The 13,025-nt window shown below is 70.2% G+C and carries 12 protein-coding genes and 1 pseudogene; 4 read left to right on the top strand and 9 right to left on the bottom strand.

What is annotated here, in order from left to right; all coding sequences use genetic code 11:
• The coding region (locus NBG84_RS39700) for a hypothetical protein (RefSeq protein ID WP_250924604.1) at positions 1-226 on the bottom strand (226 nt) is incomplete at its 3' end.
• A gap of 53 nt (positions 227-279) precedes the next feature.
• On the opposite strand from NBG84_RS39700, the gene NBG84_RS39695 reads away from it, so the two are divergent.
• Entirely contained in the window at positions 280-1,569 is a 1,290-nt protein-coding gene (locus NBG84_RS39695) for a DUF6986 family protein (protein ID WP_250924603.1), read from the top strand.
• Between the two features lie 22 nt (positions 1,570-1,591).
• Here NBG84_RS39695 and NBG84_RS39690 read toward each other — a convergent pair whose 3' ends face one another.
• Positions 1,592-2,578, bottom strand: a complete 987-nt coding sequence (locus tag NBG84_RS39690) for a LacI family DNA-binding transcriptional regulator (RefSeq protein WP_250924602.1) — start codon at positions 2,576-2,578, stop codon at positions 1,592-1,594.
• Positions 2,579-2,792: 214 nt separating this feature from the next.
• Here NBG84_RS39690 and NBG84_RS39685 point away from each other — a divergent pair, with 214 nt between their 5' ends.
• On the top strand, positions 2,793-3,749 hold the full coding sequence (locus tag NBG84_RS39685) for an ROK family protein (RefSeq protein WP_250924601.1): 957 nt from the start codon (positions 2,793-2,795) through the stop codon (positions 3,747-3,749).
• A gap of 400 nt (positions 3,750-4,149) precedes the next feature.
• Here the strand turns inward: NBG84_RS39685 and NBG84_RS39680 are convergent.
• The 5 genes and pseudogenes from NBG84_RS39680 to NBG84_RS39660 all read right to left on the bottom strand — a co-directional run bounded on the left by NBG84_RS39680 (position 4,150) and on the right by NBG84_RS39660 (position 10,725).
• Positions 4,150-4,917 (bottom strand): annotated as a pseudogene (locus tag NBG84_RS39680) (IS5 family transposase).
• A 225-nt stretch (positions 4,918-5,142) separates the two neighbouring features.
• A complete protein-coding gene (locus tag NBG84_RS39675; RefSeq protein WP_250924600.1) occupies positions 5,143-5,376 on the bottom strand; it encodes a hypothetical protein in 234 nt (77 codons plus the stop codon).
• A 140-nt stretch (positions 5,377-5,516) separates the two neighbouring features.
• The gene (locus NBG84_RS39670; RefSeq protein WP_250924599.1) at positions 5,517-7,718 is read right to left on the bottom strand and encodes a bifunctional serine/threonine-protein kinase/ABC transporter substrate-binding protein; all 2,202 of its coding nucleotides are present in this window, start codon (positions 7,716-7,718) and stop codon (positions 5,517-5,519) included.
• Position 7,719: 1 nt separating this feature from the next.
• Positions 7,720-9,939 carry a bifunctional serine/threonine-protein kinase/ABC transporter substrate-binding protein gene (locus tag NBG84_RS39665; protein ID WP_250924598.1) on the bottom strand — a complete coding sequence of 740 codons (2,220 nt, stop codon included), beginning with the start codon at positions 9,937-9,939 and terminating at the stop codon, positions 7,720-7,722.
• Positions 9,940-9,948: 9 nt separating this feature from the next.
• Positions 9,949-10,725: a hypothetical protein gene (locus NBG84_RS39660; protein ID WP_285368999.1), complete on the bottom strand. Its 777-nt coding sequence runs from the start codon at positions 10,723-10,725 to the stop codon at positions 9,949-9,951.
• A 136-nt stretch (positions 10,726-10,861) separates the two neighbouring features.
• Between NBG84_RS39660 and NBG84_RS39655 the strand changes: the two genes are divergently transcribed.
• Entirely contained in the window at positions 10,862-11,185 is a 324-nt protein-coding gene (locus NBG84_RS39655) for a hypothetical protein (RefSeq protein WP_250924597.1), read from the top strand.
• Between the two features lie 34 nt (positions 11,186-11,219).
• Positions 11,220-11,603: a hypothetical protein gene (locus tag NBG84_RS39650; RefSeq protein ID WP_250924596.1), complete on the top strand. Its 384-nt coding sequence runs from the start codon at positions 11,220-11,222 to the stop codon at positions 11,601-11,603.
• 166 nt (positions 11,604-11,769) lie between these two features.
• On the opposite strand, the gene NBG84_RS41770 is transcribed toward NBG84_RS39650, so the two are convergent.
• Complete coding sequence (locus tag NBG84_RS41770) at positions 11,770-12,066, bottom strand: DUF6233 domain-containing protein (protein ID WP_425608791.1); 297 nt, start codon at positions 12,064-12,066, stop codon at positions 11,770-11,772.
• A 523-nt stretch (positions 12,067-12,589) separates the two neighbouring features.
• The coding region (locus NBG84_RS39645) for a hypothetical protein (RefSeq protein ID WP_250924595.1) at positions 12,590-13,025 on the bottom strand (436 nt) is incomplete at its 5' end.

The following is a 13,025-nucleotide window of genomic DNA, read 5'->3' as shown; positions in this document are numbered from 1 at the left end:
CTTCGACCTCGCCGACTACGGCATCATCGGCGACCTCTTCACCGTCATCCCCCAACTCACCACCCGCATCAAAACCCACAAAAACTAAACAAAACTGTTGAAGCAGGCTAAAAAGGGCAATGGTCGAGACTGCCCGCTTGGGTCGCGTGGGGTCGCCACGCGACCCTCGGGCGTTCTGGGGTATTTCATTCCTTGTCGACCGTTGACGTGAAGCAAGATCGCCCATTAGCTTCGCTATACGGATTACTGTTTCCGTTCAACGGAAAGGTGGAGGGGTGTATGGCAAGGGAGAGCCAGGAGAAGGCAGCGACGAGCCTCGATAGCGCGGTCACTCGGGAGATCAGTGCATCCCTCGCTCCGATCGACGCCGAGTTGGGGCGTCGCTACCCCGGAGACCCCGGCACCCGTCAGCCCGTGCACACCGTCTATGTGCCAGCCGACGCCTTCGCCGCCAACACCATCCGTTCCTGGGGTGACCAGGCGCTTGCCGCACTCGACGAGCATGCTCCAGACGCCGCCTCCTTCGCGGCCGTGCTCGGGCTTTCGGAAGAACTCGCCGAACCCGTCTACGCGCGTGTCCGGGCCCGGCTGGAGCATGCGCCCATTGACGACCTACGCGTTGACTTCGAGGACGGTTACGGGCTGCGGACGGACGCGGAGGAGGACGCCGCAGCCGTCCATGCCGCTCGACTCATCTCGACCGCGTACAAGAACGGCACCGCAGCTCCCTTTATGGGCATTCGCATGAAGTGCCTTGAAGCCGGCGTGCGCGATCGGGGTATCCGTACGCTCGATGTCTTCCTCACCGGCCTGATGGAGTCCGGTGGATTGCCCGATGGGCTCGTCCTCACTCTTCCCAAGGTCACCTATGCCGAGCAGGTCAGTGCCTTTGTGCGGCTCCTCGAAGCCATCGAGAAGGCTCATGGGCTGTCCGCGCGCCGGCTTGGTTTCGAGATCCAGATCGAGACCAGCCAGTCCATCCTCGCCGCGGACGGCACGGCCACCGTTGCCAGGATGATCAGGGCCGCTGAGGGACGTGCCACCGGACTGCACTACGGCACCTTCGACTACAGCGCGGGTCTCGGTGTGAGCGCGGCCTACCAGGCAAGCGACCATCCCGTGGCCGACCACGCCAAGGCGGTCATGCAAGTCGCCGCCGCGGGCACCGGCGTCAGGGTGTCCGACGGTTCCACGAACGTACTCCCGGTGGGCCCCACCGCTCAGGTCCATGACGCCTGGCGACTCCACTACGGGCTCACTCGTAGAGCACTCGCCCGTGCGTACTACCAGGGCTGGGACATGCACCCGGGGCACCTGCCGACCCGTTTCGCCGCCGTCTGCGCGTTCTACCGGGAGGGTTTTGAGCAGGCAGCGGCCAGACTCTCGGCCTATGTCGACCGGATCAGCGGTGATGTCATGGACGAGCCGGCCACTGCCAGGGCGCTCAGCGCCTACCTCCTGAGGGGCATCGACTGCGGAGCCCTGGACGCGGCTGAGGTCACCGAGCTCACTGGCCTAGGTCGGGTTGAGCTCGGTGGATTCGCCTCACCGGTGCGCACGGATCACTAGAGGATGGTTCCCGGGGAGATGGCTAGTGGATGGTTCCCGGCGGGATCTCACCGGAGCCCCGAGGTATGAGAGTCGTCTTGAGGGTTACCTGAGCCGGTCGGTCGTCGATGCCGTCCAGCCGGCGGAACAGCCGCTCCGCCGCGGTGCGGCCGAGCGCCGCCGCATCCTGGGCGATCACGGTGATATGCAGGAGATCGGCGAGTTCAAGGTCGTCGAAGCCGACCAGGGCGATCCGCTGCTGATGGTCTGCCAGGGCGCGTAGGGCGGTGACCGTCACTCGGTTGTTCCCGGCGAAGAGCGCGGTGACCGGCTCCGGTCCAGCCACCATGTCAACGACCGCATCGCGCACTGCTTCCGGTGCGGTGGAGCCGAGCGCCACCCAGGAGGGGGCCACGGGCAGTTCCGCGTCCTCCATCGCCGTGCGATATCCGCGCAATCGCTCGGTGGCCGTGTGGATGCGCGGTTGATCCCCGATGAAGCCGATGCGGCGGTGTCCGTGCGCGATCAGGTGGGCCACGCCGGCCCGGGATCCGCCGAAACTGTCGGACAGTACGGCGTCGGCGTCGATCCGCCCGGCCGGGCGATCCACGAACACCGTTGCGACGCCTGCCTTGATCTCCGGCTCCAAGTAGCGGTGGTCATCACCGGCCGGAATGACGATCAGTCCGTCCACCCGACGGGCGCACAAAGCCAGCGCCAACTCCTGCTCGCGCTCGGGGTCTTCCGCGCTCGACCCGTTGATGAGCAGTGCGCCATGTGCCCTTGCCACTTCCTCCACCGCGCGGCTCAGAGGACCGTAGAAAGGGTCAGCCAAGTCCTCAAGCACCAGCCCAATGGAGGCTGTTCGGCCTTTCCGCAGTACACGGGCGCTGTCATTGCGGCGAAAGCCGAGGGAGTCAATGGCTTCCTGCACGCGCCGCTCTGTCTCCACGGTGACACCCGGCTCGCCGTTGACTACACGCGAGACGGTCTTGAGACCGACCCCGGCACGCGCAGCGACGTCCTTCATGGTGGGCCGATTGCCGTAGCGGAGCTCAGGCGATCGTGTCCGTCCTGGCACACGCGGAAAACGATCGGTACCGGCCACAGTGTGTAGTCCTGTCGTCATACGGTATGTGTGAAGGTGCAGCGGGTCGAGCATAGGGCCTGGACAACGTTGTCAGGGGCACGGAAACTAATCCCACGCAGCATGTCCGACCAGTTCACCGGGGGATGCCACGCCGATGCTTACCGACCTCGTCGTCGCGCTGGACATAGGGGGAACCAAGATCGCCGGAGCGCTGGTGGATGGCAAGGGCCGTCTGCTGGTGAGAGTGCAGCGTCCCACCCCGGCACAAGAGGATGCCGAGACGGTGATGAGGGCCGTGGAAGCGGTCCTGCATGAGCTCGCGCTCTCGCCGTTGTGGGGGCGGTCAACAGCGGTTGGTATCGGCAGCGCAGGGCCGGTGGACGCTTCGGCCGGCACGGTCAGCCCGGTGAATGTGCCGTCATGGCGGGACTTCCCGCTTGTGGCGCGGGTCTGCCAGGTCACCGGAGCGCTACCCATCCAACTCGTGGGCGACGGAGTCGCGATGACGGCAGCCGAACACTGGCAAGGCGCAGCCCGTGGCCATGCGAACGCGCTCTGCATGGTGGTCTCCACCGGTGTCGGTGGTGGTCTCGTACTCGGCGGCCGACTGCATCCCGGACCGACGGGCAACGCCGGTCACATCGGCCACATCAGTGTCGATCTTGACGGAGACCTCTGTCCGTGCGGAGCTCGCGGCTGTGTGGAGGGGATCGCCAGTGGCCCCAACATCGCCCGGCGCGCCTTGGAGGCCGGCTGGCGTCCAGGCTCCGATGGCGACAGCTCGGCGGCGGCCGTGGCCGCGGCGGCCCGCGCGGGGGATACGGTCGCCACCGCCTCCTTCGTGCGAGCGGCACAGGCCCTCGCTGCCGGAATAGCGGCCACCGCGACACTCGTCGAGATCGACATAGCCGTTGTGGGCGGAGGAGTTGCGGGTGCTGGCGATGTGCTCTTCACCCCTCTTCGGTTCGCTCTGCGCAAGTACGCCACCCTTCGCTTCGTCCAGCAGTTGACCGTCACGCCCGCGCTCACGGGTGCCAACGCCGGTTTGGTGGGGGCAGCAGCAGCCGCGGGTCTGGGGAGACGGGGGGCGGCGGCCATCGTCGGGGCTTGAGAACGAGCGGAGGGGGAAAGGCACCCGGGGAGGCTCCGCGCGCAACTGTTCGGGCTCCCCGGGCCCTTGGCCAGCCTCGCCGTGGATTCACCGGGTCGACGCGCAAGCGAACCGCCCGGCAGGCGGAGGCCACCCGTCCGCGTCCCGGGCTTCCGTGGCAGGGTATTCCGGGTAATCCACTGCCGGCTATCCATGAGGGGGAACCGTGATCGTCTGGGTTAACGGTGCGACCCAGAAAGTCGCTGGTCAGCGGCTTACGTGCTGCAACGTCTGGTAGGCATCGAGCCCAAGTTAGCTTGTTCTGGCCTTACTTAGCCCTGACGGGCAAGATCTTTCTCCCATTCGTCTCCCATAGGGGCAAGGAGCGAGCCCCGGTGCCAGGAGCTGTTTGGGGTTCGAATCATGGGGCTGATGTGAGGTGCTTCAGCCACATGATCGATCCTCGGAGGTGGAGTCCCGCTTCGTAGCTTTCCGGGGATTCGTCGTAGCGGGTGGCGAGTCCGCGCCAGGTTTTGATCTTCTGGAAGCAGCGTTCCACGGTGTTGCGCTGCCGGTACCGGTGCGGCTCGAAGGTGACGGGCCGGCCACCGGCCGAGCCCTTCCTTCTGCGGTTGGCGGCCTGATCGTTCTTCTCGGGATGACCGCGGTGATCCCCCGTCTGCGCAGATAGGTGCGGTTGGCCTGGGAGGAGTAGGCCTTGTCGGCGGCCACCGCGCCGGGCCGGGTGCGCGGGCGGCCGACCCGGCCGGCGATCCGGATTCCGTCGAGTACGGCCCGGAACTGCGGGCTGTTCGCGGCCTGGCCGGGTGTCAGGACGAAGGCCAGCGGCAGGCCCGAGGCGTGGACCACGGCGTGGACCTTGCTGCTCAGGCCGCCCCGGGACCGGCCGAGTCCGGCGGCCTTCGCCCGGGCCGCCGCTTCGGCGATCAGCGCGTCCACCAGAGCCTGGAACACCCCCGCCTTCGCCCAGACGCTGAACCGGGAGTACACCGTCGACCAGGGACCGTACCGTTCCGGCACGTCACGCCAGCCAGTGCCGGCGCGGAACCCGCCACAACACCCCGTTGAACTGATCCCGCACCCGCCGGGGCAGCGGACCCGTTGCCGCCACCGGCAGACAGCCCTCGATCAACGCCCACTCAGCATCCGTCACATCAAAACGCGCCACACACGAGATCTACCAGCCTCACCCGGCACCCCGCCCAGGCCTCAACGAGATCCGAACTCCGCAGTCTGCTGGTTCGTCCCGCCCTCCGCGCAGCGCAGCACGATCTTGGCCCGCAACGCGAGGAACTGGGCGGTCTTCGCCCGCCGGGCCCACTGCGTCAGCTGCCTCCGCTCGGCTTCGTCCAGGACCAGGTCAGCCTTCGGCCGCCCGATCCAGCCGGCGTCCTCAAGCCCGGCAATCCGTTGCGGGGCGATAGCCCGACGCTACTTGCCCCCCCGTCTTGGCCTGGACACCGACGATCCGTGCGGCACCCGCGTTTGACATGCCTTCAGCGCACGCCAGGATGATGCGGGCCTTCTCGGCCGAGCGCCGGTTCGACATCCCCGTCCGGCGCACCAACTCGGCACGCTCGGCCTCGGACAACGTGATCTCCACAGCAGAAGGGCCCGGATGCGACATGGCGACAGGGTAGTAACTAACCATCAGGATCTCTGGCGCATCACACTAGTCGAGGGTGCTCTGCTTGAGTTCCATCCTGGCGGCCACCAGCTCTGGACCGCGCAGGGTGTGCCAGAAGGCGTGCATCGACACCTCTCGTCTCACACTTCTCCGTACGGACCAAGGAAGCGGGGGCGGCTGTTCTCGACCCGGTAGAGGAAGATCCCGTTCTCGTACCGTACCGCGCGGGTCGTGGAGTGGAAGGCGAGGGTGCGCACGATGCCTCGGTGTTCGGTCCGTACGAGCCGTTGGGCGATGCCTTTGCGGGCCTCTCCCGATGCGCTGGTGCTACTGGTGGCGCGGGTGATCAGGCTGACGGCGTCGTACGCCTCGGCGGCCCAAGTGGCCGGTGGTACGCCGAAGCGCCGGCGATGGGCGGCGGTGAAGGCGCGGGCTGATGTGAGGGCAGTGGGGTCGGCGTACGCTTCGGCGAAGACCCAGCCCTCGGCGGCTTCGCCCGCTTCGCGGAGGAAGGCGGGCCCGAGAGCGGGGCCGGAGCCGACGCGGGTGCCGGTGAAAGCTTCGACTGCCAGGGCGGTGGCCAGGAGGGCGGCCCGGGAGGCGGTACCGCCCGCGAACACCACGGCGTCCACGCGGCCGGTCACGGCCTTCCGGGCCGCCACGGCGAAGTCCCCACCTCCCCGGGCGAGCCTCTGCCCCATGAGCGTGGTCTGGGCCGGGACGGCGTTGCGGAACGCCCGTCCGAGGTGGCCGCCGAGCCCCGCGTCGGCCGTGTCCTCGACCAGCAGGACGCGCTCGGCGGGGCGGGTGCGGGTCAGATAGCTGATCATGCCGGGGACGAGCGCCCGGTCCAGAGGGCGGGTCACACAGTGGTGGAGGCCGGTGCCGGTCTCGACGGTGCTGGTGCCCGCCGCGACGACGACCAGGGCGAGTCGTGCCGCGCCGTACTGCGCGACCAACTCCTCGCGCAGTACGTGCCCGGTCGGCCCGACGACGGCGACGACAGTGGGGTCCGCCGCCAGCCGGTCGGCTGCCCGGAGCGCTGTTGCCGGGTTCCCCGCGTCGTCCTCAGTGCGCAGGGCGAGCCGGAACGCCTTGTTCTCGTGGGCGTTGTGGTCGGCGACGGCGAGCTGCATGCCGCGCTGGTGGGCCAGCCCGGTGGCGCGGCCGGGTCCGCTGAGGTCGGCGTGGAGCCCGATCGTGTGGGCGGGTGTCCTCAGGGACCCGGTAGGCGGGCCGCCTGCGGTGGTGTCGTGCTCCCGCAGGGCGAGCCAGGCCGTGGTGGGGCCGCCGGCCAGGAGGGCCGCCCCGGCCGTCAGCAGTCCCCGGCGGGAGCGATGGGAAGGGCCGGCCGCCGGGGCGGGTGCGGCGGGCGGCGGCCCGGGGTCCGGGAGCGCGAGGGCCGCCGCCGACCGGTCGGCGATCAGCGCGGGCAGCCCGGCCGGCATCCGCCAGGGAGCCGGAGCTGTACGGGGAGACTCGCGCGGGTCCGGTGCCCCCGGCCGACCCGGGTACTCGCGTGGGTCTCCGGGCCCCTCCTCGTCGCCCGCCGTCAGCGTCTCGCGGACCTCGCTCGCGGTCGGCCGGTCGGCCGGGGCCTTGGCGAGGCAGGCGGTGATCAGGGGAACCAGACTCGGCGGGATGCCCGTCAGATCCGCCTCCTCGTGGATTGTCCGGAACAGCGCGCCCGCGCCGCCGCCACCGCCGAACGGCCCCCTCCCTGTCGCCGCGTACGCGAGGACGCAGCCGAGCGAGAACACGTCGGATGGCGGCCCGGGCGTTCCGTCCGACGCGTGTTCGGGGGCGAGGAAGCCGGGTGTCCCGATCACCGCGCCGGTGGCGGTCAGCGTAGTGGCGTTCTCGTGGCGGGCGATCCCGAAGTCGATGAGGCGGGGGCCGTCGAGGGCGAGGAGTACATTGCCGGGCTTGACGTCGCGGTGGACCAGCCCGGTGTGGTGGACCGCTACGAGGGCTTGGGCGAGTCGGCGCCCGAGCGCCCGGACGGTGGCCGTGGGCAGTGCACCGCCGGTGCCCACCACCTCGCCGAGCGAGGGTCCGGGGACGAACTCGGTCGCCAGCCATGGCTCGCGGGCCTCGGTGTCCGTACCGAGCACCGGCACCAGCCAGGGGCCGGTCACCCGGGCTGCCGCCTCGGCCTCGCGCCGGAAGCGCGCCCGGAAGCCGGGGTCGGCGGCGTGCTCGGCCCGGATGACCTTGACGGCGGCGAGCGCCCCGCCTGCCGAGCGGGCCAAATAGACGACGCCCATGCCGCCCGCGCCGAGCCGGACGAGCGTGCGGTACGGACCTACGGTGCGTGGGTCCTCAGAGGTGAGGGGCCGCACGTCAGCTCTTCCACTCCGGGGCCGGGCCCAGGTAGCGGTAGCGGCGGTTCTCGACCCGGTACAGGTGGGCGTGCCGGCCGACGAGGCTCTGATTGTCCTTGTCGAAGGTGTAGGAACGGGAGATCCCCTCGTACCGGGTCGCGGCGACCGCGGCGGTGAGCGCGGACCGGGTGGGCGGGACGGTCTCTGCCTTCCGGGGAGGCCGTGTAGGTCGGGCGGATCCGCCGTCGCCGGACGGAGTGGCCCTCGCCCCGGTCCCGTCGGCGCCGCCGCCGACCAGGCCGGCCAGAGCGCGGGCGACGAGTTCCGCCGCGTCGTACGCCTCGGCCGACCACGCCGCCGGTTCGGCGTCGAAGCGCCCCTGGTGGGCGGCGGCGAATGTCGCCGCGGCGGGTGCGGTCGCATGGGTGAACGGCGCGACGAACTCCCAGCCCTCCGCCGCCGCGCCCGCCCGCTCCAGGAACTCCGCTCCCATGACCGTGTGCTGGGCCATGCGCGGTCCGGTGAAGGAGAGGGAAGCCAGCGCGTGGGCGACCCTGGCGGCGCCGGCGGCGTCACCGGCGTAGAAGACGGCGTCGCGGCGGTGGGCGAGCAGGTCGGCGACGACCGGGCCGAAGTCGGTGGTTCCGGGGGGCACCACCCGGGGGTGGGTCGTGGCGCCGGTGAGATCGCGCGCCATCAGGTTGGCTGTGTAGCCCGCCTGATAGGCCGCCTGTCCGCCGGACCGGTTGATCAGAATGCCCAGCCGTTTCACCCCGGTGCGCGGAAGGATACGGCTGACGACGGGGACGGACAGTGCCGCGTAGGAGGGGGCAGCCTGGAAGAAGGAGCCGTTGGCCCGGGCCGGGAAGGCGATCTGGAGGGCCGAGACGGTCAGGACCGGCAGCGCGGCTTCGTCGTAGGCGGGCAAGGCGGCCTCGGCCGCCGCGTCGCCCGTGGGCCCGATGACCGCCAGGACTTCCGGGTCGCGGGTGAACTCCTCGGCGACCCGGGTGGAGCGACCGGCGCCGCCACGGTCGTCGAGGACCTTCACGGCGAGCCGGAAGGGGTGTCCGTCACGGGAGTTGAAGCGGTCGACGGCGAGCCGGACACCGCGTTCCTGGGCCCGGCCGGCGGCGGCCCCCGGCCCGGTCAGGTCGGCGTGCACGCCGATGACCCAGCTCTTTCCGCTCTTTCCCCGAGGTGCGGCCTCCTCACGGGTGAGGCGCACGGCACCGAAGACGCCCGTGCCGAGGAGCACCGCGCCGCCGGCCGCGAACAGCAGGGTCCGTCGTCGGGTGGAGCCGGGGCGCGGCGGCCCGGGCCGCTCGTCGGTGACGGTGGCGTCGATGCCGGGCAGGGCGAGGAGAGCGATGGAGAGGTCGGCGATGAGGCGGACGACGTCCTCGGGCAGCCAGCCGGCGGCGGCCCCGGCGGGCACGTCCTGGGGTATCAGGGTGTCGAGGCCGACGGCGGACGGACGCTCGCCGGGCTCCTTGGCGAGGCAGTGCTCTAACAGCGCGCGCAAGGATGCGTCGTCGACGCCGTCGAGGTCGGGTGCGGCGCGCACCGTACGGTAGAGGACGGCGTCGACCGCCCCACCGCCGAACGGCGTCCGGCCGGTGGCCGCGTACGCCAGGAGGCAGCCGAGCGAGAAGACGTCCCCCTCCGGCCCGGCCGTGCTCCCGGACACCTGCTCGGGCGCGAGGAAGCCAGGGGTGCCGACGAGGAGACCGGTGGCGGTCAGGGCGGTGGTGTCGGCGGCGCGGGCGATCCCGAAGTCGATCAGCCGAGGGCCGTCGGCCGTCAGCAGGACATTGCCCGGTTTGACGTCGCGGTGGACGAGCCCGGCGCCGTGCACGGCGGCCAGGGCGCGGGACAGCAGCCGGCCCAGGGCCATGACGCTGCGCACGGGCAGCGGCCCCCGGCGGGCGACGACGCCGGAGAGCGTCGGCCCGGGGACGAACTCCGTGGCGATCCAGGGACGTTCGGCCTCGGTGTCGGCGTCGGTGACCGGAACGGCCCAGGGGCTGTCGACCCGGCGGGCGGCCTCGGCCTCACGGCGGAAACGGGCACGGAAGTCCTCGTCCCCGGCGTGTTCGGGCAGGATCACCTTGATCGCGGCGAGCGCTCCGGCGTCGGTGCGTCCGAGGTAGACGACTCCCATGCCGCCCGCGCCGAGGCGGCCGACGAGCCGGTGCCCGCCGATCCGGGCGGGGTCGCCGGGTCGCAGATCGTCCATCGTCCGGCCTCAGCTCTGCTTCTCGACGGCGGATTCCAGCCGGGCCAGCATGGCGGACTGCGCCTGCACGACCAGTTCGTCCACCTCCCGCTCGGTGCGGCCCTTCGCGCCCTTGCCGGTCACGGCGACGGTGAACTGCAGGTTCTGCGCCTGCTGCCAGGAGTAGTGATGGGGCCCGCCCAGCTCGGAGCTCTGATACTGACCCGTCTCGCTGAGGGAGTCCTCGGAGTGCGTCTGGGTGGCCTCGCCGCCCAGGAGTGCGGCGGCGAGCAGAGGGCCGATCAGCTCACCCTCGCGCAGCTTCTGGGTGGGGCAGCGCATCGACTCCTCGATCGACTCCGCCATCTCCCAGGTCGCGTCCTCACGGGTGCGGTGGACGGTGACCACGGCGGCGAGACGCAGCGGGCCCCTGCCTGCCACGGCGGGCACCTCGAACGACCGGGTGAGGGTGGCCAGGACGCTGTCCGCAGGCTTCCGCCGCTGCCAGACGCAGTCCTCGTCGATCACGGGCCAGGTCGCCGGGTCGCTCTCGTACGGGCTCCGCTTCACCACCTCGGCCCCGAAACTGTCGGCGTCGGCAATGACACGGTCGATGAGAGAGCGCGCCGCCGCAGGGGTTCTCGGGAGCCGGGCTGTGTCGGGCCGGAAAGCCTCCGTGGCGTCGGCTGACTGCCCGGCCCCGGTGCTACCGCCTGAACCCGCCCCCGCCCCTCCGTTCGCCGGAGCACTCCGCTCCTCAGCCTCTCCGGAGCCGTCCGCCGTACTGGAGCAGCCTGTCAGCACCATGGCGATCAAAGCCAAAGGCAGTATTGAGCGGTTCCCCGGTAAGGGCACGCGACAGTCCACAGCGCTCCCCATTCCTCATCGACGCCACATCGATCCTAGGCTGCGGGTACCAAGGGACGGCCCCGTTACGCAACTTGTGACCATCACTGGGCTGATCGCGGCCGCCCTGGCGGCGGCGTTGGTGACCGGCTGTCAGAGCGACGCCGGAGGCACCGGAGATGGTGCGACGCCGCTGAGTCTCATCGGACTGACCAAGACCGCCGACGGGATGTCTGACGACGGGGCGACTCCCTGCCCGCTGCCCTATGACGTGGCCGAGGCGGCGAAGACCGCGGGCCTGAACGAGGCGGCCGGAGCCGGCCCCGCGCAGGACGACGGCGATCCCGTGGCCACGGCCGAGGGCGGCAAGCGGGTCAAGCCCGGGGAGTCGTTGGCCGCGAGAACCCGGGTGTCCTGGTGAGCTGCACCTGCACATCGGCAAGGACGACGTGCAGGTGCACACCGTCGCTACCCGCAAGCCTTCGGCGATCGCCCCGCTGGTACCGGTGGTCCAGACGCTGTCCGGATCATCTGTCGACGAGTTGGCCGGCTACATAGAGAAGGCCGGCGCTGCCAAGACCGGAGACGCGGTCGTCACCGACAGCGGCAACGTCGCGGCGGTACGCCTGAAGCTCGACGGTGACGGGGACGCCTATCTCCTGGTCGGCCTTGGAGAGGGGACCGGCGCCCAGACCGCAATCAGCAGGTCGGCGACCTCGCCGCAGCACTCGCGGGCCAGGTGCAGTAAGGCAGACCGGGCATCACACCGATTTCGGCGTTCCTGCGTGCTGGTGCGGCCCTTCACCGAAGTGAGTAAAAGCCGCGCCCACCGCCGATAAAGTCGCAGCTCAGGAAGTGTGGTCCCCGCGCTGCGGGGATGGTCCGGGACCTCGATTTCTGTGACATGCATGTCACAGGTGTCCCCGCGCTGCGGGGATGGTCCCTGCCCTACCGGGCGCCGAAGTCGGTCGCCACTGTGGTCCCCGCGTTGCGGGGGTGCCCGTGCTATTCGTTCTGCTCTGGTAGGCCGAGGGTTGTGTGGGCGTGGCAGGCGGGGCATCCTGCTGCGCCTTGGGCGATGGCTTGTCGGGCTTGGTCGCGGGTGAGGGGTTGCCTGTTGTCGGCGGGTACCCAGCAGTCGCCGGTGTGGACGCCGATGGGCCGGTGATGTTCTTCTCCAGCACCCAGTCCGGCGGCGGTGTTGCCGGGCGTGGGGGTCCGGCCGGGGCCGGATGGACCGCTGGGCGACCGGGGTCTGTTTGACCGCCGAGAGTTGCACGCTGTTCCGCCTCGCGTATCCATCGTTCGGTCCGTGCGAGCTCCTGGGCCTGGATCCGGCGCCGGAGGCGCAGCGTCTCCAACTGCTGCTCGGTGTCTGGGTGGTCCGGGGTGGGGCAGCTGCGCGAGCAGGCCGCTGCCCGGACCGTATCTCGGCGGTCACACATTGAGCGACGGCACCGGGCACGGTTTCCGGCGCGCACCACGCCAGCCGCGCCGTGCGCAGCTTTCTGACTCGGCCGCCTTGCGGGTCAGTGGTAGGCGGCGCGGCTCCCTCGCGGGTGGACCGGAGGGCATTTCCGACACAGGGCTGTCCGGGGCGCCGGGCCGATCAGGTCGCACTGAGGACGCGGATTGGGTCACTTGCGCCCACCAGCGACGTTGCCCTGGACCCGTCCGAGACCATGTGGGCCGACTAGGACCCCGCCCCTTCACCCGGCCGACAATCCTGACCAGGCTGAGGGGCGGGAGTCATGACCTGCTGCGTCGTCTACAGCGCCAAAGCCAAACGCGACACGGCCTCTGTTCGGCTGCCCCGATATGCCGTTCATCGCACGTGGATGTACTGCTTGAGGCTGAGTCGGTAGCAGGTCACCAGCATGGTAGCGAGGAGGATGGTGCCGACTATCCCTGTAACGGATCCGACCAGTGCGGAGACTGTGAACAGTACGGCCTGGAGGACCAGCGCCGCCCAGAGAGCATGCCTGTTTGAGACCCTTCCCTGGCGGGATCGGATCAGCCGCCAGCAGGTCCAGGTGTTCGCCGTGACCACAACGAGTCCCAGGATGACGCCAGGTATGACTGCGGGGTGCATCGAGTCCGGCTCGTCCAGAGGCGTCATGAACCCCCTGCTGAAGACCGGGAACCAGAAGAAGGCAAAGGCCGCTACAGCAAGGCTCTCAACGATGAGCAGCAGGGTGGTGGCGACGAGTACGGTGCGGTACTTGGTTGGCACCTTGCTCCCTATCGGTCGGGCGGGGTGC

This window comes from Streptomyces albipurpureus, assembly GCF_023701525.1.
Classification (GTDB): domain Bacteria; phylum Actinomycetota; class Actinomycetes; order Streptomycetales; family Streptomycetaceae; genus Streptomyces; species Streptomyces albipurpureus.
Note: the sequence above shows the minus strand (reverse complement) of the source record. Positions and strands in the feature narration are given on the sequence as shown.